General features: G+C 68.2%; 22 protein-coding genes. 9 read left to right on the forward strand and 13 right to left on the reverse strand.

Annotated features, from left to right (window positions below):
• Positions 1-119: 119 nt before the first annotated feature.
• Both ABZU75_RS20015 and ABZU75_RS20020 read right to left on the reverse strand, forming a co-directional pair.
• Positions 120-908: an inositol monophosphatase family protein gene (locus ABZU75_RS20015; protein ID WP_355556020.1), complete on the reverse strand. Its 789-nt coding sequence runs from the start codon at positions 906-908 to the stop codon at positions 120-122.
• Positions 909-1066: 158 nt separating this feature from the next.
• Positions 1067-1987 (reverse strand): LysR family transcriptional regulator, encoded by a 921-nt coding sequence (locus ABZU75_RS20020; RefSeq protein WP_355556022.1) that lies wholly within the window; start codon positions 1985-1987, stop codon positions 1067-1069.
• A gap of 116 nt (positions 1988-2103) precedes the next feature.
• Here ABZU75_RS20020 and ABZU75_RS20025 point away from each other — a divergent pair, with 116 nt between their 5' ends.
• Positions 2104-3204, forward strand: coding sequence for a diaminopropionate ammonia-lyase (locus tag ABZU75_RS20025; RefSeq protein WP_355556025.1), 1101 nt, complete (start codon positions 2104-2106; stop codon positions 3202-3204).
• Positions 3205-3410: 206 nt separating this feature from the next.
• The gene (locus tag ABZU75_RS20030; RefSeq protein WP_355556027.1) at positions 3411-4577 is read left to right on the forward strand and encodes an ArgE/DapE family deacylase; all 1167 of its coding nucleotides are present in this window, start codon (positions 3411-3413) and stop codon (positions 4575-4577) included.
• Between the two features lie 112 nt (positions 4578-4689).
• Here the strand turns inward: ABZU75_RS20030 and ABZU75_RS20035 are convergent, their stop codons facing one another.
• Positions 4690-6234, reverse strand: coding sequence for an OmpA family protein (locus ABZU75_RS20035; RefSeq protein ID WP_355556030.1), 1545 nt, complete (start codon positions 6232-6234; stop codon positions 4690-4692).
• A gap of 357 nt (positions 6235-6591) precedes the next feature.
• Positions 6592-6912, reverse strand: coding sequence for a hypothetical protein (locus ABZU75_RS20040; protein WP_355556033.1), 321 nt, complete (start codon positions 6910-6912; stop codon positions 6592-6594).
• Between the two features lie 187 nt (positions 6913-7099).
• Between ABZU75_RS20040 and ABZU75_RS20045 the strand changes: the two genes are divergently transcribed.
• Both ABZU75_RS20045 and ABZU75_RS20050 read left to right on the forward strand, forming a co-directional pair.
• Entirely contained in the window at positions 7100-7459 is a 360-nt protein-coding gene (locus ABZU75_RS20045) for a DoxX family protein (RefSeq protein WP_355556035.1), read from the forward strand.
• A gap of 58 nt (positions 7460-7517) precedes the next feature.
• Entirely contained in the window at positions 7518-8087 is a 570-nt protein-coding gene (locus ABZU75_RS20050; protein ID WP_355556038.1) for a TetR/AcrR family transcriptional regulator, read from the forward strand.
• A gap of 196 nt (positions 8088-8283) precedes the next feature.
• On the opposite strand, the gene ABZU75_RS20055 is transcribed toward ABZU75_RS20050, so the two are convergent.
• The 3 genes from ABZU75_RS20055 to ABZU75_RS20065 form a co-directional block, all read right to left on the reverse strand.
• On the reverse strand, positions 8284-8643 hold the full coding sequence (locus tag ABZU75_RS20055; protein ID WP_355556041.1) for a VOC family protein: 360 nt from the start codon (positions 8641-8643) through the stop codon (positions 8284-8286).
• 133 nt (positions 8644-8776) lie between these two features.
• Positions 8777-9577: a helix-turn-helix domain-containing protein gene (locus ABZU75_RS20060; RefSeq protein WP_355556045.1), complete on the reverse strand. Its 801-nt coding sequence runs from the start codon at positions 9575-9577 to the stop codon at positions 8777-8779.
• Positions 9578-9752: 175 nt separating this feature from the next.
• Positions 9753-10406, reverse strand: a complete 654-nt coding sequence (locus ABZU75_RS20065) for a hypothetical protein (protein ID WP_355556048.1) — start codon at positions 10404-10406, stop codon at positions 9753-9755.
• Positions 10407-10938: 532 nt separating this feature from the next.
• Between ABZU75_RS20065 and ABZU75_RS20070 the strand changes: the two genes are divergently transcribed.
• Positions 10939-12012, forward strand: coding sequence for a LuxR C-terminal-related transcriptional regulator (locus tag ABZU75_RS20070; protein ID WP_355556051.1), 1074 nt, complete (start codon positions 10939-10941; stop codon positions 12010-12012).
• 161 nt (positions 12013-12173) lie between these two features.
• On the forward strand, positions 12174-12416 hold the full coding sequence (locus ABZU75_RS20075; RefSeq protein ID WP_355556053.1) for a hypothetical protein: 243 nt from the start codon (positions 12174-12176) through the stop codon (positions 12414-12416).
• 108 nt (positions 12417-12524) lie between these two features.
• On the opposite strand, the gene ABZU75_RS20080 is transcribed toward ABZU75_RS20075, so the two are convergent.
• Positions 12525-13007 (reverse strand): transposase, encoded by a 483-nt coding sequence (locus ABZU75_RS20080; protein ID WP_355556096.1) that lies wholly within the window; start codon positions 13005-13007, stop codon positions 12525-12527.
• Between ABZU75_RS20080 and ABZU75_RS20085 the strand changes: the two genes are divergently transcribed.
• The 3 genes from ABZU75_RS20085 to ABZU75_RS20095 all read left to right on the forward strand — a co-directional run bounded on the left by ABZU75_RS20085 (position 12921) and on the right by ABZU75_RS20095 (position 19354).
• A complete protein-coding gene (locus ABZU75_RS20085) occupies positions 12921-13673 on the forward strand; it encodes a hypothetical protein (RefSeq protein WP_355556099.1) in 753 nt (250 codons plus the stop codon). The genes ABZU75_RS20080 and ABZU75_RS20085 overlap by 87 nt on opposite strands.
• Before the next feature lie 594 nt (positions 13674-14267).
• Complete coding sequence (locus ABZU75_RS20090) at positions 14268-18149, forward strand: metallophosphoesterase (protein ID WP_355556056.1); 3882 nt, start codon at positions 14268-14270, stop codon at positions 18147-18149.
• Between the two features lie 68 nt (positions 18150-18217).
• Positions 18218-19354: a HupE/UreJ family protein gene (locus ABZU75_RS20095; RefSeq protein WP_355556059.1), complete on the forward strand. Its 1137-nt coding sequence runs from the start codon at positions 18218-18220 to the stop codon at positions 19352-19354.
• An 88-nt stretch (positions 19355-19442) separates the two neighbouring features.
• Here the strand turns inward: ABZU75_RS20095 and ABZU75_RS20100 are convergent, their stop codons facing one another.
• The 5 genes from ABZU75_RS20100 to ABZU75_RS20120 all read right to left on the reverse strand — a co-directional run bounded on the left by ABZU75_RS20100 (position 19443) and on the right by ABZU75_RS20120 (position 22915).
• The gene (locus ABZU75_RS20100) at positions 19443-20873 is read right to left on the reverse strand and encodes an aldehyde dehydrogenase (RefSeq protein WP_355556062.1); all 1431 of its coding nucleotides are present in this window, start codon (positions 20871-20873) and stop codon (positions 19443-19445) included.
• Between the two features lies 1 nt (position 20874).
• Positions 20875-21081 (reverse strand): tautomerase family protein, encoded by a 207-nt coding sequence (locus tag ABZU75_RS20105; RefSeq protein ID WP_343969653.1) that lies wholly within the window; start codon positions 21079-21081, stop codon positions 20875-20877.
• Position 21082: 1 nt separating this feature from the next.
• A complete protein-coding gene (locus ABZU75_RS20110) occupies positions 21083-21316 on the reverse strand; it encodes a hypothetical protein (protein ID WP_355556066.1) in 234 nt (77 codons plus the stop codon).
• 67 nt (positions 21317-21383) lie between these two features.
• Positions 21384-22274, reverse strand: a complete 891-nt coding sequence (locus ABZU75_RS20115; RefSeq protein WP_355556069.1) for a VOC family protein — start codon at positions 22272-22274, stop codon at positions 21384-21386.
• Positions 22271-22915: a class II aldolase/adducin family protein gene (locus ABZU75_RS20120; RefSeq protein ID WP_355556072.1), complete on the reverse strand. Its 645-nt coding sequence runs from the start codon at positions 22913-22915 to the stop codon at positions 22271-22273. Before ABZU75_RS20120 ends, ABZU75_RS20115 begins: the two co-directional genes overlap by 4 nt.
• Between the last annotated feature and the right edge of the window lie 44 nt (positions 22916-22959).

Here is a 22959-nt window from a genome sequence, read left to right on the forward strand (position 1 = left end):
GCCTGTGCGACACGGACCGGGTCCGTCCGCGGGCTGAGCGGTCAGGACTCGGACAACAGTTGACCTGCGGCGATGTACGGTTCTGTGGACGAGCTCTCGATTCGCTCCCGCTGACGGGACTACTGGTTGCGGATGAGGTCCAGCAGCGCCGCGTGGGTTTCCCGGTCGGCCGCGACGATGAGCCCGCCCGCGCCGGTATGCGGCGGCCGGCCGTCGAGGCCGGTCAGCACACAGCCGGCGGCCCGGCACAACGCGATCCCGGCGGCGAAGTGCACGCTGTCGTGGAGCCGGCCGTCGGTGACGTAGGCGGCTCGCCGACCGGCGGCGACCCAGGCCACCGCCAGGGTGGTGGAGACGACGCGCGGGCGGAACCGCTCGGCGAACCCCGGATCGGCGAGCAGGGCGGCAGCACGGAAGGCGGGTGAGTTCGGGAACGGCGGGTCGAGGTTGACGTCCACCAGCCGCGAATTCGGCGACGGCTTGAGCGGCTCGTCCAGGCCGCCGCGGCGGATGTAGGCGCGGACGCCGTCGGTCCAGAACACTTCGTCGGCGAACGGGTCGGCCGAGGCCGCCACCGTGATGTCCGGGCCCACGCGCAGGGCGACGTTCACCGCCGCCAGCATGGTGTGCACGGCGTAGTTCAGCGTGCCGCACAGAGGGTCGACCAGCCACATGCGCTCCGCTCCCGCCGGGCCCGTAGGCCCGCTCTCCTCGCCGGTCACGGCATCACCGGGCCGGGCGGTGCGAATGACATCAAGGATGGCCTGCTCCGCTTGCACGTCGGCGGCCGTGGCGAAGTCACCACCGGATTTCTCCAGGCGCGTCAGCGGCGCGCCGAACATGGTGCGCACGACGGCTGCTCCCGCCTGCGCCGCCGTAAGGGCCAGCTCAACGTCGATGATCGGCATGAGCCGCAGGATAGATCAGGCGGGGCCGACCGCCTGACACCGGTGCACCGTGCGGCGGAAGGCCGCGAGCTCGTCGTAGACCTTGCGGCCCCGCAGGCAGCCGAGCATCCGGTACTCGACGGTGGCGGCCTTGATGACGTGGTTGCGTACCCTCCCTGTCAGGTGTCGATCGGGGCCGTCGCTTCTGTGGCGGCCTGCCGGAGTGCGTGGCGGCATGCCTTGATGGCGGGGTGCCGGCTGCGGCCTCGGCGTACCGCGGTGAAGATGCGGCGTGTCCGCTGGCCGCGGGGAAGTTGCCGCAGTGTGACGGTCGGGGACTGTCCGATCCATACGAGGTCGGGAAGCAGTGCGACGGCGTGGCCCTGTTCGACGAGGCGAAGATGGATCAGGAGGTCGGTGGTCTCGAACCGTACGTCGGGTTCGAAGCCGGCGTTCCGGCACAGGGTCATGGCCCAGTGGCGGGCTGCCGTACCCTCGGGTTCCATGGCCCAGGGACGGTCGGCGAGTGAGCGCAGCGACGCCGTGGGGCCGTCCGCGTCATCGGCCGGTTCGGGCAGCGCGAGGCGGAGGAAGTCGTCGAGCAGGTCTTCCTGTTCCAGTTCGGCGGGCCGGGGGTTGGGATTGCCCGGGTACTCCTCGGCGATGACCAGGTCGAAGTCGCGGGCCTGAAGTGCGGGCAGGGCCGTTTCCGGCGGCATCTGTGTGACGTGGGTCCGAAGGCCGGGGTGAAGATCGCGCAGGATGTTCAGTGCGCTGGGTATCAGGGCGAGGGTGGCGGTCTGGAACGAGGCGACGCGCAGGGTCCCGGTCAGATCGGTCAGGGAGGCGGCGATGTCCGCCTCGGCGCGCTCCAGGCGTTTCAGCACCGCTTCGGTATGGGCGACGAGGATCTCCGCCTGCTCGGTCAGCCGCACGCGTCGCCCGATCGGCTCCAGTAGCCGGACGCCGGCCTCTGCCTCCAGTTGGGAGAGCTGCTGGGAGACGGAGGAAGGGCTGTAGGAGAGGGCGGCGGCGACGGCCGCGAGGGTGCCGCGGTGCTTGAGTTCGCGCAGCAGGCGTAGTCGGTGCAGGTCGAACATCGGCGGACCGTTCTCTTCGTCGCCGCGGCGAGCTTTTGATCAGTTGGTTTCTCCGATGAATATAGGTCGGAAACATTCGCTGGACCGATTGGATTGTGTGCCGCACGCTGGCTGCGATGCCTGAGATCGCTTCTTCCGTCCGTACGCTGCCGTGGTTCGCGCGGCCCGCCGCCAGGTTCTGGACCTGTGCGCCCGCCCCCGCTGAGGTGCGGGAGTTCCATGCCTCCCTGTTCGAGTACGCCCCTACCTCGCTGATCGAACTTCCCTGGCTCGCCGTCGAGCTGGGGGTTGGGCGGGTCTTCGTCAAGGATGAGTCGTCTCGTCTGGGGCTTCCCGCTTTCAAGGTGCTGGGCGCATCCTGGGCGGTGCACCGTGCCCTTGCCGAGCGGGCGGGTCCGGTCACGTTGGTGACCGCCACCGACGGCAACCATGGCCGCGCTGTGGCTCATATGGCACGTCTGCTCGGCCAGCGCGCCCGCGTTTTCATCCCGTGGGGTGTTCATCCGAGGGCTGTGGCGGCCATCGCCGCCGAGCAGGCCGAGGTCGTTCAGGTCGCGGGCTCGTATGACGAGGCGGTGCGCCGGGCGGCCGAGGCGGCCGCCGCGCTGGATACGGTTCTGGTCCAGGACACCGCCTGGCCGGGCTATGAGCAGATCCCCGGTTGGATCGTCGAGGGCTATTCCACCCTCTGTGCCGAAATCGACGAGCAGTTGACGGCGGCTGGAGCCGGGATGCCCGATCTTGTCGCCATCCCGGTGGGCGTGGGCTCGCTGGCCCAGGCCGTCGTCACCCACTACCGCAGTCGTCCGGCGGGGCCGGCCCCGGCGCTGTTGTCGGTGGAACCTGTGGCCGCCCCCTGTGTCATCGAGAGCCTCGTGCGTGGCGAACCGGTCAGCGTTACCACCGGTGAGACCATCATGGCCGGTCTGAACTGCGGCACACCCTCCACTATCGCCTGGCCTTACCTGCGTGATGGGTTGGATGCCGCCGTGGCCATCGCCGATGCCGACAGCGCCCGCGCAGCCGGTGACCTCGCCGCCCTCGGTGTTTCCTGTGGCCCCTGCGGTGCGGCCTCGCTCGCCGGCGTCCGCGCTGTGCTCACCGGCGACGGCGCCGGCGAGCGCCGTACCACGCTGGGGCTTGGTCCTGCCTCGACGGTGGTGTTGCTGTGCACCGAGGGCAGTGCGGCCAATCCGCATGCCACTCCGGATGTCTGAGCTCATCTGTTTTGGCCTGTCGGGCCGGTCCGCATACGTCGACGCAGGCCCTTCCCGGCTTCGAGACGGCGACCGTTCGGGGCTTCCGAAGCGTACTGCTCAGAATTTTTCGCTGGACGAGGTGGAACGAGTGGTGCACGGTGCTCGAAGGTAGATCGTCTCGCACTCCTTACCGTCTCGCCCGTTCCCGTGCCAGGGAGGCGACAGTGCTGTGGAAGGTCCGCATGCTCCCCGATACGTCAGACCCGGCTGCCCTCCTCGCCAGGCTCATCGCCATCGACTCCGTCAACCCCGAACTGGTGCCCGGCGGTGTGGGCGAGACGGTCATCGCCGATTTCTGCGGTGAATGGTTGGCCACCCGTGGCTTCGAGGTGCACCGCCTGGAGAAGCGTGCCGGCCGTCCCTCACTGGTCGCGATCGCTCGTGGCACCGGCGGTGGACGGTCACTGATGCTCAATGGCCATCTCGACACCGTCGGCCTGGCCGGCTACGAGGGCGACCCGCTCGAACCGCGGATCCGTGACGGAAAGATGTTCGGTCGCGGAGCTTTCGACATGAAGAGCGGTATCGCGGCCATGATGATCGCCGCCGCGCGCGCCACGGCCCAGGGGCGCCTCCGGGGAGATGTCGTCCTCGCCTGCGTCGCCGACGAGGAGCACGGCAGCCTGGGCACCGAAGAGGTCCTCAACTCCTTCAGCGCCGACGCGGCGATCGTCACCGAGCCGAGTCATCTCGAAGTGACCCTCGCGCACAAGGGTTTCGCCTGGTTCGAGGTGGAGATCGAGGGGCGAGCGGCTCACGGGTCCCGTCCTGAGCTGGGCATCGACGCCATCGTCAAGGCCGGTCACTTCCTCGTCGCGCTGGAGGAACTGGGGCAGCGCCTCGCCCAGGGGCCGGCGCACCCGCTTCTGGGGACGGGGACGGTGCACGCCTCCGTTATCCAGGGTGGGGAGGAGCCGTCCACTTACCCGGCGCGCTGCCGCGTCACGCTGGAGCGCCGCACCGTACCCGGCGAGAACGCCGACACCGTGGAACGGGAGCTGACCGCGGTCCTCGACCACCTGGCCGCCGTGGTCCCGGACTTCCGCTACCGGCTGTCCCGCGGTCTGTGTCGCCGGCCCTTCGAGGCCGACCCGCAGGCCGCGATCGTATGCACCCTCACGCGCCACGCGACAAGGGCCCTCGGCCATCCGCCTGTGGTGCGAGCCGAGTCTTTCTGGACCGACTGTGCGCTGCTGGATCGGGCCGGCATTCCCTGCCTGCTCTTCGGTGTCGACGGCGGGGGTGCCCACGCGGCCACTGAGTGGGCCGACATCGCCTCCCTGCACCGAGTGGCCGAGATCCTCACCGACACCATCGCGGACTTCTGTTGATGATGTAGCGATCACTCACAGCTACTTTGCCTCTGGTGGCGTCGACCCGAGTGGAGGGCCTACACGTCGAATCACTATCTGTGTTGTGCCGATCGCCGCATCCCCCCGGCCGTTACCGGATGGGGACCTGGAGGTCGCGGAACGGGCCGATCTTGACTTTGAGGGTGTCGGCGGTGTCGGGCAGGGCGAAGAGGTTCCAGAACTGGCGGGTCTGGCCCGGTGCGAACTTCTCGGTGCTGATGCGGACGCCGGAGACGTCGGTGCATGCGCAGTAGGAGTCCACGCCGTCGTCGGTGGGGACCTCCAGGCGGCCGGGCAGGTACTGGCGGCGGGCGGCGGCGTCGGTCACGCGGACGTTGCTTGCGGCCTGGTATTTGTACGCCTCCCAGTCCTGGGCGTGGTGAAGGTCGTTGAACCAGGTCTCGGCCGATCCCTCGCTGGTGATCTTGTAGGTGAGCAGGCCGAGGCCGCCGGGCAGCCGGCGCAGGCCCGTGACCTCCATGGCGATGGGCTGGCCGTCCGTCTTGGTGGTGCCGGTCAGGCCGGTCGCGCCGGGGGAGGTCGTGGCCACCGGTTCCTGGGCAGCGGGCTGAGGTTTGGGGAAGGTCACCGTGACGCGGCGGTTGCGGCGCCTGCCCTCATCGCTGTCGTTGTTGTACAGCGGGCGGCGCGAGCCGTACCCCTTGGCCTGGAAGCGGACCCCGTCCCGGGACAGCAGTGCCGACAGGGTGCGCTGCACCGCCTGGGCGCGGCGCAGCGACAGTGGGTCGTTGATGGCGTCGTTGCCGGAGGAGTCGGCGTGGCCCGCCACCGTCACCACGGTGGAGGGGGAGGCGTCGATGAGTTTGGCCGTGCGGGCCATGATCGTCTTGGCATTGGGGGTGAGGGTGGCCTTGTCCACCGCGAACAGCACGTCGGAGGAGAGGTTGACCTGCAGGTCCTTGCCGTCATCGGCGGTCTCCTCTGATTTGTCCAGGGACTCGGAGGGGAGGATGAGGCGGCGGGTGACCGGGGTGACGGGCTCGGCATCGGGGTCGGGAAAGTCGCCGGTCGGAGCTTCGTCGCTGATGGGCACGTTGAGCATCGGCGGGCCCACGGGGGTGACGACGGTGGTCGTCGCAGGGTTGCCCGCCGGTGCGGGCAGCACCGCGTAGACGGTGATCGACTGGCCAGGGTCGATGAAGCGGCCGAGGCCGTCGCGGTCGAGGTCGCTGCAGAGGCACGGGGAGCCGACGGGTTTGTACGGCAGGATCCAGGTGCGGGCCTGCGCGTCGAGGACGCCGATGCCGGAGGCCCACTTGATCTCGCCAAGGGGGCGGGTCCGGTCGCCCATCTCGCCGGCCCAGGACAGGTGCTTCTCGGTGCCGGTGTTGGACAGACGGATCTGGGCGATGAGGTGCTTGCCCTTGACGCTATTGAGGCCGACGACCTCGACCTTGAGATTCTCGGTCATGGTACTGCGGGTTTCGGCCAGGGCCGGCCGGGTGTCTTGACCTGATGCCGTGGCGGTGGCGGGCGGAGCGCTGGTGGCCGGGGCACTCGACGTCGGCGTGGTGGTGGTGGCGGGCGGGGGCGCGGCTTCCTTTATCGGCAGCACCCCACACCCGGCCGCTGCCAACGTGAGTACGGCGGTCAGGGCCAGGATCCGATTAGGCATGGGGGAGAATGTATCCGTTCCGAAATGTTGGTGCTCAGGCCGCGTGAGAGCGGTGCACACGTCCCGGCCTGAGGTGTGCCGCCCGTCAGCCGCGCGCATCGGCGAGCGCATGCGACACCACCAGGAACGAGCTCGGAGCCACCACGTCCATCACCGACTTGACGATCGCGTGCGGGGCGTACCCCTGCACGCTGGTCCCGGTAGGGATTGCACCAGCGAGGCCTGCAGACCGTAGCTTTCTTTGCATTAGAGACCCCTTTTTCGGATGGCCTTGGGTAATACGTGCAGAGTGGGGACGGCGAGCTACGGCAGCTCGTCGTCACCGGCGCGCTGCGGTCGTTCGAACGCGGTCCTTACTTACTCAATGCGAACCCGTAGCAACCAAGCGCTGTCCCAGTCGCACTTGTAGTCGATGACGATTCCAGCGCCCGTCATGTCGCGTTCGCGTTGCCTGCAGCCTTCGTGCGTGGGGTAGTTCGCGAAAGGCGCCCACACGGCTTCGATCGAGGTCTGGACCTGAAATCGCTGCGTTGATTCCGCTTGAGCGGCCGCGGTCGTGAAGAGAGCTCCGCCGCGCACATCAGGACTGCCGCCGACATCAGCGTTGTGGCTGACTGCGCCACTTTGCGCCGCGCACTCTTTCTCTCCCAAACGCGCACAGTCGATCGTGTCACGCACACCTCTTCCTCATAGGCGGCAGGACCGGCGCATCGCCCATCCGGTGCCCGGTCAGCCGCGAGATGGCCGCTGAGGACAAGATCGCCCACGTCTGGCTCCGGCAAGGCTAGTCCTCATAAAACAACCGTACCATACGGTATAGTATGGTCCGAATGCATCGTGATCAACTCATCGTCCGAGGAGAGATATGTCGGCATTGCCCGATCCGGTTTGGCCGGTTGTCGTCCTAGCGATCATCCAGGCCGGTGACGCCGTCATGTGCATCAAGCCCGTTCCGTTCATCGCCCAGTGCTTCGAAAACGTGAACTGGCCGCGACGTTACTGGTGGATCATGCCACCGCTGAAGTTCGCCGCCGCGGCCGGTCTGATCCTGGGCATCTGGCTTCCGTATCTCGGCGCTGCGACCTGTGCTGCGCTCGTCCTCTACTTCATGGTCGCCATCGCGATGCACATCGCGGCCCGAGACTTCGGCCGTAACCTCTTCCTCAACGCCACCGCCATGCTGCTGATCTGCATCGCAGTCGGCTTCTACAGCTTCATGGCATGAAGCTCGTATGCGCCTCGGCGAGCGCGGACCGCTCCATACCTGGTGGTACGTTTGCCGGATGAGCACGGCACGCGAGCGGTGGCTGAACGAAGGCTTGAAGGTCCTCGCAGAAGAAGGTGCAGCAGGGATTCGAATCGACCGGATCGCCGCTCGACTTAACCTGTCGAAAGGGTCGTTCCACCATCACTTCGATGGCGCCGAGGGATACAAGAAAGCACTTCTCGCCCATTTCGAGCACCTATCGATCGAAACTCTCGAGAATGCAATTGCCGACGTCGGGGAATCGGCCGGAGCCCGTGTAATCCTCGCACGGCTGACGAAACTCGTTCGCCCTGGCGGCACAGGACTCTATCGTCCAGAAATCGATATCGCATTGAGGGCATGGGCGACATGGGATGCGGATGCGCGTGCCGTGCAGACTCGCCTTGACGAGGCCAGACTGTCTGCACTCCAGCGGGTGTGGCGATCAGCCGTCGCCAGCGACGAGGAGGCCCGGACGGCGGCCCTGTTGCCCTACCTGCTCGCGGTTGGAGCAACTGTCGTCTTTCCCCCGGTCGACGCTGACCAGCTTCGCGACCTCTATGAAATCCTCCTACCACTCGTACCGGATAGCTCCAGCCAGAAATGAACACCGAGACCTGGCTCGCGATCATCTGGACCCGCCCCGGACCTGCGAGAACTCCGCTAACGGCGGTTTCCGTTCCGATTCACTCCGAGCCCCGATCCCGGCCGCGGAACTGCTGATGGACGGCACCACCGAGAGCTCCGCGGCCGGGTCGGGTCGGTCCTGGACCGGGTGTCCACCTCCTACGCCCGGCCCACCCTCAGCGAAGCCCACCAGTGATGATCCACAGGTGGCCGAACGGGTCACGGACGCGGCCCGAACGCTTGCCGTAGGACCGGTTCTCGATCGGCACGACCACTTCGGCGCCGTGGGCGATCATGCGTTCGCCGACCACGTCCGGGGCGTCGACCTCGATCTCGAGGAGGACCGCGGAGCCGCCGAGGTCACCGGGTGAGAGCCACCCCCACGAGGAGACGGCCGGGGAGACCCGGAAGGACGAACCACCGATGCGGTGATGAACGACGCTGGGTCGGCCGTCGTCGCTCAGGGGAGCACGGAACACTTCCTCGGCGCCAAGGGCGTCCTGGTAGAACGCCGACGCACGGTCTGGGTCGGGCACGATAAGACGAGGGCAAATGTGTGTGTTCGGTGTCATGGACCCATCGTTGGGCCTGGTGCCGACGGGGTCTTGAACATCTGGGAACGAACCGCACCCGGATGGGGTGTCACCTGAACGCGCGCTCTTCGTTTGGCTACCGGTCGCCGACCGGCGGTCCCTGCACGGCCAGGCCTTCGGCGCGTAGCCACTCAGTGGGCGTACACCCGGCCATGGCCCGCCACTCCCGGGTGAGGTGCGCCTGATCGGCGAATCCCGACGCGGCGGCGACCGCCGCCAGACCGACCCCCCTGGAACGAGCGGCGTCCACGAGCCGGCCCCGGGCAGTCTCGAAGCGGACGAGCCGTTGGTACTCCTTCGGCGTCACCCCGAACTCGGCTCGAACCAGACTGCTCAGGTGCCGCCGGGAGCACCCGAGCCGGTAAGCGGCCTCCTGCACCCGGGTGGTCCCGGACAAGGCTGCGATCGCGGATCGCAGTTCGTGGTGGTTGGCGCGTTCGCCGTGCCGGCTGAGGCCGGTGAGCAGGGACTGCGCGACGAGGGCGCGACGCTGCGGCCATGTCCGGCAGGCCGCAAGCCGCTCCGGCAGGTCCGCCATCGCCGGGACGACGTCGGCGAGATCCACGATGTGCCCGGCCAGCGCCGACGCCGGGAGCCCCAGCAGTGCGTCGGCGCCCAGCGGGCTGAGCGTCAACCACACCCCGCGCGTGCATCCCACCTGCCTCAGCTCGGCCGCGTCCAGATAGAGCCCGGCCACAACAGCCCGGCGCCGCTGGCTCGAGCCGGGCCGCCCGACCCAAGAGATCTCGAGCGAGTCCTCCTCGGGGATCGTGATCGACACCGTGGACGAGGGAAGTCCGCGATGGACGGCGACCGGGCCGGACCCAAGTTCGTACGCACCCAGCGTCGCCACGAAGGGCGCCAGGGCGGTGGGCATTGGGTCAGCGGGCACGGTCACTCTGGCACAGTACGACGGCTGAGGTGGTGCAGGTGAACTCGAGTGATCATCGCCACGGGTTCAGTTTTTTTCAGGCGGCGTCGACAACTAGGGCTCAGCCGCCGTGGTCGCGGCGGTGATATTGCGATAACCGGCCCCGCTCAGCCTCGCGCGCCTATTCGTCCACGTCCGGATAGTTCGGCTTGCGCGCCAACCACCACCAGCCGTCACTCAGCCGGCTGCACCACCAGTAATCGTCGAACGTGGTCGCGGTGAGATCACAGGGACTTACCCGCGCGGCGTCAGGCTGGTCATATATGTAGAGGAACATGTTCTCCGACACCTCTTCGTTCGACAGACCCATCATGAGAACACGTCCGGGATACAGCTCGATCGGCACATCCTGCGTATTGAGATGATCAAAATGCAGGACATCGAACTCATCAGGCAGATGCACCCAGCCACCCGAAGGCATGTCCGCCGACAGCTTCCTGTCCTTGGCCAGCTGGGCCAGCGCGGTGAACTTGCCGTGATGGACCGCGAACCACGTACGCCCGAAGATCCCATTCCAGGGCAGCAGCACAACGGCAGCACACAGGACGACCGCCGCACCGACCGCGACGTAACCGCGGATGTCACCACGGCGGCGTACAAGCCTCTGCACCCACCACGACGTGGAAAGCACGGCCACGATGAACGCGATCCCAAGGGTCAGCTGCTCGCTGATCCGGCCGTAGTACTCCAGCCACAGCAGATAGCGTCCGGTCACGACCACGATCCAGCTCGCCACCATGGTCGCGGTCAACGCATACGATCGCTTCTCGATCACGCCTCCAGACCCGGTCGGCGAGCACTGCCCCACGTGAGGACGGCCTCCCGCCAACCTGTGAATCCAACCCGCGCACTGCAACCTGCCTCATCCAACAGGACACCGCACAACCCGCCGCCCTCCGCGACGTACCGGACCTCGAACGCGCCGTCGGTGAGGAGCGTCTAGCCCGCCAGCCAGCGCACGCAAAGCCGTCATGGCCGCCAAGCATTCTGCAACACCAAGATCAGAGATAAAGCGGAATCCGACAACTCAACCTGAACACCGACACCAGCAACGACAACCACACGCGAACAACGACACCTTCAACTGCAACGGACACCCATCGACTCGCGAGCCCGACGGGGTCGAGAGCCGGTTTCAACACCAGCAAGATATGTGATCCGGCGCCGGATCACTTTGCGGGTTTTCACCCGATTGATCTCCTCTCCTATCCTCTGAGAGGAGATGTCCCGCCGGCGCCGAGCTGTGGGAACTGCCGGGTGCTCTGGCCCAGGCCCAGGGCCGGAACGGGGGCGGTGAGCGGCCGTGGATGTGGGCGACCGTGATCGGCTGGATGGGGCCCGACGACCACCAGGCCCTCCGGCCAGCCGAAGCCACCGGCCGCCGGGTCCACGCCGCAGGCTCTCCCGCGCTCCTGACCGAGGTGCTGTTCTACCACGCCGACATTGAGTTCCGGCTCGGGCGCTGGCTGGAAGGGGCCGCGCATGCCGAGGAGGGCCTGCGGTTCGGCTACGAGACCGGCCAGCAGGGATGGACCGCCAATTTCCTCGCCCAGTTGGCCCGGTTCGCCGCAGTGCGCGGCGAGGCGGCGGAATGCCGCAGGTATGCCCGGCAGGCGCTGGAGATCGCGCTCCCGCTGCGCGAGCGCGTCGCCGCGGCGATGGCGACCGGTGCCCTAGGTCTGCTGGCGCTGGGGGAGGGCGCGCCCGGGGAGGCGTTCGCGGAGCTGATGCGCCTGGTCGACCGGGGTTCGCCTCGATCCAATGATTTCGTCGCCTTCGCGATGCTCCCGGACCTGATCGAGGCCGCCGTGGGTGCCGGGGGCCCGGAGCCGGCCCAGCGGGTCGCCGCGGCCATGGAACCTCGGACTGGCGGTATCCGCGGGCCCGCCGCCCTGGCCCGGAAGCACCGCTGCCGCGCGATTCTGGCGGACGACGCCCAGGCCGAGTCGCACTACCGGAGCGCGCTGGCGAGCGGCGGACTCGACCAGCGCCCCTTCGACCGGGCGCGGACCGAACTCCTCTACGGCGAGTGGCTGCGCCGCAACCTCCGTAGGGCGGAGGCCCAGTCGATGCTGAGGGCCGCAGGCGAGGCGTTCGACGCGCTGGGAGCGGCACCGTGGACACGGCGCGCGGTCGCCCAGTTCCGTGCGGCCGGCGGCGCCGTACCCCGCAAGAGCAGGGCGGTCGCCGTGCTGCTCAGCCCGCAGGAGTTGGAGGTGTCCAGGTTGGCGTCCGAGGGGCTGAGCAACCGCGAGATCGGCAGCCGGATGCACCTCAGCCCGCGGACGGTGGGCTCGCACCTGTATCGGGCGTTTCCCAAACTCGGGATATCCACGCGCGCTGAGCTTCGCGGCCTCGACCTTGACCTCGACCTCGGCTGACGAGGGCGCGACCGGTGGCGGAGTCCGGGTAGTAATCGCCGCAAAGGCAACGTATATGCTGGTCAGACCCTCGGCGAACGACCTTCCAAGGCCAACCTTGGAAGAGCTCCTGGCCGGTATTTACGTTGGAAACTCGTTGGATACCACCGGAATCCAAGACCATGGACCTCCGCTATTTCCTGGAGTTCTACGCGCCACGCATCACCGCGGGCAACCACGAGGGGGACGTTGACCGAATCTCCATGGGCGTGGCGAGCGTGGAACACGTGCTGCGCACCACCCAGGCATCCGGCGTTGATGACTCACTTCCCGCCGCAGTCCTGAAGATCTTCCGCCAAGGCGTCACCGCCGGCCACAGCCAGAACAGCCTCACGAGCTTGATCGGCGTGCTGAAGCGGCGCTGATGTATCACCGATCCAGCCCCAGGAGAGGGCCTCGACGCTTCCATGTGCGCTTGCCTGCTCGTCGGACGGGGCCGTCATCTTGACCTGGCCGATGTAGTGCTCCGTTCCTCAAAGCAGGTAGATAAAACGACGTCGGCGCTGACGAGGCTCGGGGGCCGGGCGACCCCAGGTCCAGGGGCGGGCGCGGGTGTTGAGCTGGGTGGTCGCCACAGCGGTGGCGTAGGCGATCTCGTCGGGGTCGGCGAAGGTCTGCCCGGCCAGGGCCTGGCGGTGGAAGATGCGCCACCAGGCTTCCTGCAGGTTGAGCCGGCAGGCCCCCTTGGGGATGAACACCTGCTGAATCCGCGGGTGCTCGGTGAGCCAGTCGCGGGTGGAGACGCTGTTGTGGCTGGACAGGTTGTCGGTGATCACCACAATTGAGCCGGCCGGGTTGGCCTTCTCCAGCAGGGCCAGGAAGCGCTGCCAGCCGATACTGTTGCGCGATGCGGCGGTCATGGTGACCGCGTGACCGTCAGCGATGCGCAGGCCACCGTACACCCAGGTCTTCTGGCCCGCATGACAGGCGGCGAGGTCAACGCATTCCTCGGCCAGGCGGGCTTTCCCTCGATCGAGAACGCCAAGGGCGTCGACGTCTACAGTGTCACCTACCGCACCGTTGACGTGAAGGGCAGGCCCACCACGGCGACAGGTTCGCTCGTCCTGCCCCAGACCCCCGCCCACGAGCTTCCCGTCGTCAGCTACAGCCACGGCACAATGGCAGACAGGCGAGAGGCACCCTCGGTGACGTCCACGGGGGAGGGCCGCTACCTGCCGGTCTACTTCGCCACGCACGGCTTCGCCGCGGCCGCAGCCGACTATCTCGGCCTGGGCGAAGGGCCTGGCGCGCACCCGTACATGCACACCGCCACCGAGGCCGGAGCCTCCGTCGACCTCCTCAAGGCCGCCCGAAGGCTCGCCTGGCAGCAGCAGGTCACGCTCGACAAGCGGATCATGGTGACCGGTTTCTCCCAGGGGGGCCAGGGCGCGGTCGCGGGGTGCGGCCAGTCCTCGATGGCGCGCAGCCAGCGAATCCGGGCGGGGACGTTCATCGCTTTGGGCGCTGTTTTGGGGATGTCCTCGCGGGCGATGTCGGCCTTGCCCAGGCCGCGCCGGACATGGAAGTCGTCGAGGGCGGCCAGGATGTTGTTGACGTGGCGCACCGAGCGTTTGGGGCCCCTCCCGAACGTGACCCCAGACAAAAGTACTTCCCGGAGTTGAACCCCGGCGAGTGGGGCTGGAAGGACTGAAACACGACCGCGCCTGAAGTCGCCGGCGCTGGGAGCGTTTCGCCGCCTTCGGAAACCGCCGGGAGTCGTGTGCGGATTCTTCGTCGATCCCAGGCTCGCTTACGTCGCCGGATGGCCACGATCAGTCCAGGTGCCTACGCGCGGATTAGCAGCTTCGGGAGTCCTGGGCCTTCGCTGCTGGAACAGGACGGCCACACCACCACCCTCTCCGCGACGCGGTACTCCAGCGCCGCCGATCCGGGGGCCTGATGGTGACGGGTTTCTCGGTCAGCCGCCGATGTCAATGTTCAGATATATGGCTATTTGCCGACCTTGTGACCTATTTGGTCCCGCCTCGTAATAGATGACCAGAATGAGTCGATAGTTTCGCTTCCCTTCAGTCCCTTCATGCACACCGTTCACTCGCCCGCTCCAGTGTGTCCGCCCGAAGGGCAAACCGCTCGGTCGGTGCTTGTCGGAATAGAAGGGACTGCACCTGATGCAGCCAGTGGCAGCGCGAAAGTTACTGGGTGGCCTGGGGAGCCGACGGCGTTTCGCCGCAGCCGGCGCAATCGCGGTGCTGCTGGTGAGCAGCCTTGTGACAGCGGCCTACGCCGACCCGGGACCGGGGGAACAGAATCGGGGACGGCCCAGCCCGACGCCGACGAGCTCGCAGATCCCTCCGACGCTCACCCCCGCCAACGGTTCGTACCTCGTGGGCACGGCGAAGGTCGCGGCGGTCCCGGCCGCGGCCGGTGACAGTGTCACGAAACTCGCCATCGACGACACCGCACTCGACGCCACCCGGACGGTGGGCGTCTCCAAGCTCAGCTTCGACGTCGGCTCGAACTCGACGGAGGCGCAGTACCACAGCTACGTGCTCGTCAACGGCGGGTACCGCAGCGACATCGGCGACCATGTGAACGAGCGGGCGACCATCGAGATCCCGAACGAGCACCTCGTCAGGGGAGAGAACACCGTCGAGATCGTCGTCGGTACGATCCAGTCCTCATGCGGCCTCAACTACGACGACTTCGTGCTGTCCGATGTGGGCCTCGAACTGCTCGGTGAGGTCGCGGACGGCGAGGAGAACCCCTATACCCTCTCCTTCGGCGACGGCAGCTGCGGCACGAACTCCTCGCTGCTGAAGCGCGCCACGCTAAAGTTCTTCGTCCAGTCCGACCCGCAGGGCACCACGGGTCTCACCGCGGACGTGGACACGACGGAGCTGGCCAACGGCGAGCACGTCATCACCGCCACGACCGCGGCCGGGGCGACCGTCAAGAACACCGTGACCGTGAACAACGCACCGGCCGGGGCACCGTGGCTGCTGCCCGTGGACGGCACGCTCGTGGCGGGCACCAAGCCGGTCTTCGCGACGGTCCCGGCCGGCGGCGAGGGCGGCGTCGCGTCCCTGACCGTAGACGGCGACAAGCCTGCGGCGAAGGCCACGCTCGGCAACGGCGCCGCGAAGTTCAGCTTCGACGTGGGATCGGACTCGATCGACGACAAGTTCGACAACTTCCTGCTCGTCAACGGCAAACGCATCGACCTGGGCGGCTCCTGGGCGAGCCGGCGCGTGACCATCGCGGTTCCGGCCCGGTTCCTGGTGCCCGGCGACAACACGATCAAGGTCGTCACCGGTGACTTCAAGGAGTCCTGCGGCAACAACCGCGACGATTTCACGATCGCCAACCTGGACCTCGCCCTTGACGGCGCCACCGTGACCGGCCAGGACGTCAAGCCGTCGTACGACATGGGCGACGGCGACTGTGGCAGCAGCCAGACCCTCCTTCGCGAGGTCGAGTTGCGCTACACGATCGACGCCCCGGCGGTGAACGTCATCGAGACGCTCGGCTCGGGTAACGCCACTCTCAGCTTCAACGTGGGCAGCAACTCGATCGAGGCGCGCTACCAGAACTTCGTCCTCGTCAACGGCCAGAAGGTCGTACTCGACGGCGACTTCGTGAGCCGGCGCGTCGACCTCACGATTCCGAACGAGTACCTCGTGCCCGGCTGGAACACGATCGACTTCGTGACCGGCACCTTCCCGACGTCGTGTGGCAACAACCGCGACGACTTCGCGATCTCGAGCATCGTCCTGACCCCGGTGCGGGGCACGGCGACCGGCCAGATGCTCAAGACCTCGTACGGCATGGGCGACGGCAACTGCGGCGACAACGTGAACCCGCTGACCGAGATCGACCTCGAATTCCTGGTGGACGCGCCGGCCCGCGGCCTGCGTGCAGACCTCGACACCACCGCCATCAAGGACGGCAAGCACACCCTCACCGCGGCGTCGACCACGGGCGAGGTCGCCACCCGCCTGTTGATCACCGACAACTCGGCGCCGGCGGTCGCCAAGAGCGTCCCGGCCGCGGGTGAGAAGATCAACGCCTCGGTCGTGCTGGACGTCAAGCTCGAGGACGCCTCCGGCGTCGTGTCCGGGCCGGACGTCAAACTCGACGGCCGGCCGATCGAACTGGGCGCCCAGGTGGGCCCGGGCCTGCACGCCGGTAAGCACACCCTGGCGGTGACCGGCACAGATGGGCTCGGCAACACCACGAGCCGCGAGATCGTGTTCGAATCCGCGGGTATCCCGGACGTCCCCACCGAGCTGACCCCGGCGTTGGGGGCCGTCGGGGTGTCGGATCCCGTCACCCTCTCGGCGAAGGTGGCCGAACCTGATGGCGGCCAGGTGACGGCGACGTTCTCCGAGGCCGAGATCCTGACGCCGAACCAGGTGTTCCAGGGCACGGCCAGGTCCGTCCCCACGACCCTGAAGGTCCCGGGCGAGAGGAAGGTCAAGGCCGAAGGGCTCGAACCCGCCGATGGCAGGACGCTCGACGCGCCCGCCGGCCAGGACGTCACCTACCAGCGGTACGACGTCCAGGTGAAGGGGCACGTGGACTCCCCGGTCCTGCGCTGGGAGGGCGTCATCGACCCCGAGCGCCTGGCCTCGCTGCGGGCGTGGAACACGAGGACCAAGGCATGGGATCTGCTGACGAGCGCCCGTGGCGCCGCCGAGGGCAAGACCGTTCTCACGGCCGTCGTCGATGGGGACCACATCGACAAGCAGCAGGTTCACGTCATGGTGACGGGCGAGGACCCGTTCGCCGACGACATCGAGCCCGGTGACCCGAACGGTTTCGCCGACCCCGCCTCCTACGACTTCTCGATCGTCCACTTCACCGACACGCAGTACATCTCCGAGGGTGCGGTGGAGCAGGAGAGTGCCGAGGAGCGCGCGGTGTGGGAGTCCGCCTACGCCGGCATCGTCGACTGGATCGGCGCGAACAAGGACCAGCGCAAGATCTCGTACGTCGCGCACACCGGCGACATCATCGAGAACAACATCCGCAAGCCCGCCGACGAGGCCATGCAGCAGCAGGTCGTCGGCGAGTTCGAGGTGTCCTCAAGGCAGCAGCGCGTGCTGGACGACGCGGACATCCCGAACGGCGTGATCGCCGGCAACCACGACAACCAGTCGGGCACCGAGAACGGGCCGGACGCGATCTACAACAAGTACTACGGCCCCAGCCGGTATCAGGAGGCGTCACAGGGCTGGCAGCACGCCAACTACGGCGGGCCGTGGAGGGAAGGCGACAACCAGAACCACTACGACCTGTTCTCCGCGGGCGGGCTGGACTTCGTCGTGGTCGGCCTGTCGTACGGCGTGACCAGGGAGGAGGCCGAATGGGCCGACTCCATCTTCAAGAAGTTCCCCGACCGCAACGGCATCCTGCTCTCGCACGACTACATCGTGCCGAGCACCAACCCCGACGGGCGCGGCGCTGGATTCTCCGCCCCCGACGGCTCGATGCTCTACAAGACGGTGGTTGAGAAGAACTCGAACGTCTTCCTCATCCTGGCCGGACACGAGCACGGCGTGGGCACCAACGTGAAGCCGAAGGTCGGCCAGGTCGGCAAGGGCGTGGTCGAACTTCTGGCGGACTACCAGTTCTACACGGTGTCGGCCGACCGGCTCGGGCTCACCGAGATCGGCGGGTACAACCCGACGGACCAGCTCCAGTTCGGCGCGAGCTTCTTCCGGCTGCTGCAGTTCGACGTCGAGCGAGCGGAGCTGACCGTGGACACCTACTCCCCGCTGCTCAACGACTTCGGCGCCACCGAGTTCGACCCGCTGCGCCGCTACAACGGGCACGAGGACAACATGGTGCTGCCGGTCGATCTCACCTCCCGCACGACGAGCTTCCAGACCGACTCGCTGGCGCTCTACAAGCCCACCCGGGTCGTCGGCAGGAGCAAGGTCGCGTCGGGTCAGGTCGCCTCGGTGACCTGGGACCGTCTCAAGGACGACACGGCCTACGCCTGGTTCGTCACGGCACGCTCCGCCGGCGGCGGCGTGACCGCCTCCGAGCCGAGCGTCTTCGTCACGAAGGACGAGCGCGGCCGTCCCGGCAAGTGGGGACCTGACTCGCCCATGTACCGCTGGTTCCGCCGCTGACCCATCACCGCCGCCCCGGACCGGGTCCGGGGCGGCATTCACTCATCCCGGATCTGGGGAGACGAGACATGTCCCGCAGGCGCTGGCTGTTCGCCGTCGTCCTCGCCGTCATTCTCGGCGGTGTGCCGGCCGGCCTGGTGCGTCCCGCTCCGGCGGCGGCGGCGCACGACGCGACCACGGCCGCCCACGCCGAGGTGACCGGCACGGGCGCGAACGTCGAGGTCGTGCTCGACCTCGAGTACGACCTCCTCATGAAGTCGGCCTGGCTCTACGCGGAGGCATATGAGGCGAAGGAGCGGACCGAGCAGCTCCACCAGCTCAAGATCAACCGCGATGCCGTGACCGGCTATGTCACGGGCCGCTTCGCCGTGGCGTACCACGACGAGCCGTGCGCGCCCACGCCGGTGGGCGACGCGGACGTCCGTGTCCGCGGCAAGGCGGCCTTCGCGGTGCTGACCTACGCCTACGCCTGCGCGGGCGGGGATGGGGGAGTCCACGCGATCTCAAGCGCGCTGTTCCCCGACGCCGAGAGCTTCGTGCACAGCACGAAGACGATCGTCCGCTACGACCTCGACGGTGAGCAGGGCTCTGCGGTCCTGGTCGCCAAGAACCCGACGCTGCGGATCGGTGAGTATCCGGCGTCGTATCAGGTCCGGGAGTTCTTCCTGCTCGGTGCCGAGCACCTGCTGTTCGGCCTCGACCATCTCTTCTTCCTGTTCGCGCTGCTCATCGGCGCGCGCCGGCTGCGTGACGTCGTCGTCACGGCTTCCGCCTTCACTGCCGCCCACAGCATCACGTTTCTGCTGGCGGCCATGGGGGTCGTGGACGTTCCTGGGGAGATCGTCGAGCCCGTCATCGCAGCGTCGATCATTGTCGTGGCGGTCGCCAACCTCCTGGGCCGTGGGGAGGACAGATTGGGCAGATGGCGGCTGCCGATCGTCTTCGTCTTCGGCCTGGTGCACGGGCTGGGCTTCGCCGGCGCGCTGGACATCAAAGAGAGCGGATCGTGGGAGCTGCTCCTGTCGCTGCTGAGCTTCAACCTCGGCATCGAGGCGACGCAGCTCGCGATCATCGCTGTGCTCTTCCCGCTGCTGGTGCTGCTGCGCCGGGCGTCCGCGGCCCGCTGGGTGGTGGCCGCGATCTCGGTCCCCGTCGTGGCGGTCAGCCTGTACTGGTTCTTCGATCGCATCCCGCTGCCGCTCTGACGGTGGCGGGCAACGGTTCGCCGGCGGCCCCACCCACCTGGTTGTGACGCCGCAAACGCCACTCGCCGCAGTCAGGTCCCGCCGTGGATCAGTCGATCTGCATGACGACGGCCTTCGGCTCGGTGAAGAACTCGCGGCTGAAGGTGCCGCCCTCGCGCCCGACACCTGAGTCGCCCGCCCCGCCGAACGGGGCGCGCAGGTCGCGGACGAAGAAGCAGTTCACCCAGACGGTCCCGGCCCGCAGGCGGGCGGAGACTCGGTGCGCCCGGGACAGGTTCTCGGTGAACAGCATCGCGTTGAGCCCGTAGCGCGTGTCGTTCATCAGCGTCACGACCTCGTCCTCGGTGTCGAACGGTGTCACCGTGACGACCGGGCCGAAGATCTCCTCGCGCTGGTGGCGGCCGGTGGCGGGCATGCCGGTGATCACCGTGGGACGGACGAACCAGCCGTCGCCGAGGCCGCCGGAGCGGATGGAGCCGCCCTCCTCGGCGACGGTCTCGACGTAGCCGCGCACCTTGCGGTAATGGGTCTCCGAGGCCAGCGGGCCGAGTTGGGTGGAGTCCAGCTTGGGGTCGCCCAGGCACATCGCCTCGGCCGCGGCGGTGAAGCGGGCGATGAACTCGTCGAACACCGGACGCTGGACGTACAGACGCGAACCCGCCAGGCACACCTGCCCGGCGTTGGTGAAGATCGCCTTGATGGACCAGCTCACCGCGTTGTCGAGGTCGGCGTCGGCGAAGACCGCGTTGCCGCCCTTGCCGCCGAGCTCCAGGCTGACCGGCACGAGGTGCCTCGCCGCCGCGGCCGAGATGACCCGGCCGGTCGCGGACTCGCCGGTGAACGTGATCCGGTCGATCCCAGGGTGCTCGGTGAGCGCCTGCCCGGCGGAGTCCGGGCCGTGGCCGTGGACGACGTTGAGCACCCCGGGCGGCAGGCCCGCCTCCAGCGCGAGCCTGGCGAGGATGGTGGCGGAGGCGGGGGTGTCCTCGGCGGGCTTGAGCACGACCGTGTTGCCCCAGGCCAGTGCGGGCGCGATCTTCCAGGTCTCCAGCATCAGCGGGAAGTTCCACGGGGCGATGGCGGCGGCGACCCCGACGGGCTCGTAGCGGGTGTAGGCGTGATGGCCGGAGTCCATCGGCAGCGTCTCGGCCGTGGTCAGCCGGGCGTGGTCGGCGAAGAAGCGGAAGTTGTCGGCGGCGCGGGGCACATCGTTGCCGCGGCTCTGGGCGATCGGCTTGCCCATGTCGCGGGTGTCGGCCAGGCCGAGCTCGTCGGCGTGTTCGAGGATGAGGTCGGCGAGGCGATGCAGCAGCCTGCCGCGCTCGGCGCGGCCCATGCGCGGCCACGGCCCCTCGTCGAATGCCCGCCGCGCCGCCGCCACGGCCCGCTCCACCTCGGCCGCGCCGCCGAGCGCGACCTCTGCCCACGGCTCGCGGGTGTAGGGGTCGACGCTGGTGAACGTCTCGCCGCCGGAGGACTTCACTTCAGCACCGTCGATCACGTGTCCGAAGAATTCCATGTCAATCACCTTTGTTGATCTCGTCGCGTTCGGCGAGCGTTTGGTCTCCGGCCGCCCAGTGGGTGCGCGGCACCTCGCGTACGATCACCCGGATGCTCTGAGCAGGGGCGCCGAGCGAGCGCTCGACGGCGGCGTGCACCTCGTGGATGAGCGCCCGGATTGCGCCGGGTTCGCGGCCCTCGGTCAAGGTCACCTCGACCAGCGGCATGTCACACCCCCGCCACGGACACGGAGCCGAGGCCGCTGAAGCGCAGGGTCACCGACGAGCCGCGCTGGAGCGGCATCGCGCCGGTCATCTCGCTCGTCAGCGGCGCGTGCCGCGCCCGGTAGGCGGTGGCCAGGTCCGGACCCGGCCGTTCTTCGGTGGTGGGGCCGTGGTCGGCGCGGTTCCGCCCGGCCTCCAGCAGCACCTCGGCGGTGCGTTCTATGGTCCATTCACTCATGCGATCGATCACTTTCCGGTGGCCGCCGTTTCGGCCGGGTGAGGCGCGGGGGAGTAGGGGAGAGGGCTCAGCTCTGGCCGAGAGGGCGGCGGATCTGAGGTTGGCTGTGGACGCGGCGTGTGGGGCCCTGCCACATGTCGATCGAGCCCGGCTCGGCCGGGTCGAAGTAGCGGGGCCGCCAGGCGTCCTCGTCGGTGATGAGCCGCACGCCCCAGGAATACTCGTACGTGATCCCCTCCGGCCCCTTGAAGTAGACGAACACCGCCGTCGACTGCGGATGGCGGCCGGGGCCCATCTCGATCTCGACCCCGTTGGCCTCCAGGAAGTGACAGTTGCGCATCAACGCGTCGAGCGAGTCGACCTGGAAGTTGATGTGACACAGCCCCGGCTGGCTGCCCTGGAACACGGCCAGCTTGTGGTGGACCTGGTCGATGCGCATGAGACAGGCCCAGTCGCCGATCCAGTCCGACACGCGGGCGTTGAACAGGCCGGACCAGAAGCGGTACGCCTCGCGCACGTCCGGGGCGTCCAGGCACAGGTGCCCGAACTCGGTGATGCCGGCCTCGCGTCCGTAGCGGACCGGTGCGGTTAGCGCCACCTGGTCGATCACCAGGTCGATGCGGTTGCCGAACGGGTCGTCGAACGACAGGAAGTCCCGGACCCGGCGTGAGTTGGCCTCCTTGGCGTCGCCCCGTACGACGGTGACGCCGGCCTTCTCCAACTCGGTCTCGGCGGCGGCGAGCGCGTCCTCGTCCCGGACGGTGAACCCGGAGCTGATGACCCCGGACTCCCCCTCGACCAGGGCAAGGCAGTGGTGGCGCTGGTCGGCGCGCAGGTAGGCGACGCCGTCCTCTTGGGCGGTGAGCTCCAGGCCGACGATGTCCACGGCGAACCGTATAGCGGCGTCCAGGTCGGCGGCGCCGGACCGGACGTAGGCGATGTCGTCGAGCTCGATCATGACAACTCCCGGAGATAGGACCAGATGCGGTTGGACAACTCGGATCGCACGGCCCGCCACGCCTCCTGCTCGGCGGGCGTGAGGGGGGTGGGGGTGCCGGAGGCGGTGGCGGTGGCGTTCATGCGGGCGGAGGCCTCCAGCACCCACATGAGGGCGACGGCCTGGCCGACGCTTTCGCCGACGGTCACGGCGCCGTTGCCCCGCATGATCAGGGCAGGCGCCTCACCCAGGCGCTCGGCCAGCGCCCGCCCGCGCGTGCGGTCGCGCACCAGCGTCGCGTCGTCGAACACGGGCACCTCGGGCCCGAGGAACGCCCCCTGCCCGTGCAGCGGCAGGATCGGCACCCCCGCCGAGGCCAGAGCCGTGGCAGTGGGCGGCTGTGCCCGGCAGATCGCCCGCACGCCGGGTCGCGCCCGGAAGATCTCCAGGTGGATCCACGCCTCGCGCGGCGTGCCGTCGGGCAGGTCGGTGGCATCCAGCGGGACCTCGGCGTGCTGCGTGTCAGGCCCGAGCGTCCCGAGCGGCACCGGCGGGGTCATCAGCAGCCGATCGTCCCCGACTCGTAACGACACGTGCCCGAACGCGGTGACCAGCCCGGCTGCTGCCAGCGCCCGCCCGGCGTCCGCCAGCCCTGTGTTCACACCAGTACCTCTCTGCCCGTGCGCATCTACAAAAACAGGCAGGA

The organism is Streptosporangium sp. NPDC005286 (assembly GCF_040607515.1).
GTDB lineage: Bacteria > Actinomycetota > Actinomycetes > Streptosporangiales > Streptosporangiaceae > Streptosporangium.

Coding starts and splice junctions, on each gene's coding strand:
- ABZU75_RS20015 (WP_355556020.1), bottom strand. CDS start 908: ATGCCGATCATCGACGTTGAGCTGGCCCTTACGGCGGCGCAGGCGGGA.
- ABZU75_RS20020 (WP_355556022.1), bottom strand. CDS start 1,987: ATGTTCGACCTGCACCGACTACGCCTGCTGCGCGAACTCAAGCACCGC.
- ABZU75_RS20025 (WP_355556025.1), top strand. CDS start 2,104: ATGCCTGAGATCGCTTCTTCCGTCCGTACGCTGCCGTGGTTCGCGCGG.
- ABZU75_RS20035 (WP_355556030.1), bottom strand. CDS start 6,234: ATGCCTAATCGGATCCTGGCCCTGACCGCCGTACTCACGTTGGCAGCG.
- ABZU75_RS20045 (WP_355556035.1), top strand. CDS start 7,100: ATGTCGGCATTGCCCGATCCGGTTTGGCCGGTTGTCGTCCTAGCGATC.
- ABZU75_RS20050 (WP_355556038.1), top strand. CDS start 7,518: ATGAGCACGGCACGCGAGCGGTGGCTGAACGAAGGCTTGAAGGTCCTC.
- ABZU75_RS20060 (WP_355556045.1), bottom strand. CDS start 9,577: ATGCCCACCGCCCTGGCGCCCTTCGTGGCGACGCTGGGTGCGTACGAA.
- ABZU75_RS20070 (WP_355556051.1), top strand. CDS start 10,939: ATGTGGGCGACCGTGATCGGCTGGATGGGGCCCGACGACCACCAGGCC.
- ABZU75_RS20075 (WP_355556053.1), top strand. CDS start 12,174: ATGGACCTCCGCTATTTCCTGGAGTTCTACGCGCCACGCATCACCGCG.
- ABZU75_RS20095 (WP_355556059.1), top strand. CDS start 18,218: ATGTCCCGCAGGCGCTGGCTGTTCGCCGTCGTCCTCGCCGTCATTCTC.
- ABZU75_RS20100 (WP_355556062.1), bottom strand. CDS start 20,873: ATGGAATTCTTCGGACACGTGATCGACGGTGCTGAAGTGAAGTCCTCC.
- ABZU75_RS20105 (WP_343969653.1), bottom strand. CDS start 21,081: ATGCCGCTGGTCGAGGTGACCTTGACCGAGGGCCGCGAACCCGGCGCA.
- ABZU75_RS20110 (WP_355556066.1), bottom strand. CDS start 21,316: ATGAGTGAATGGACCATAGAACGCACCGCCGAGGTGCTGCTGGAGGCC.
- ABZU75_RS20115 (WP_355556069.1), bottom strand. CDS start 22,274: ATGATCGAGCTCGACGACATCGCCTACGTCCGGTCCGGCGCCGCCGAC.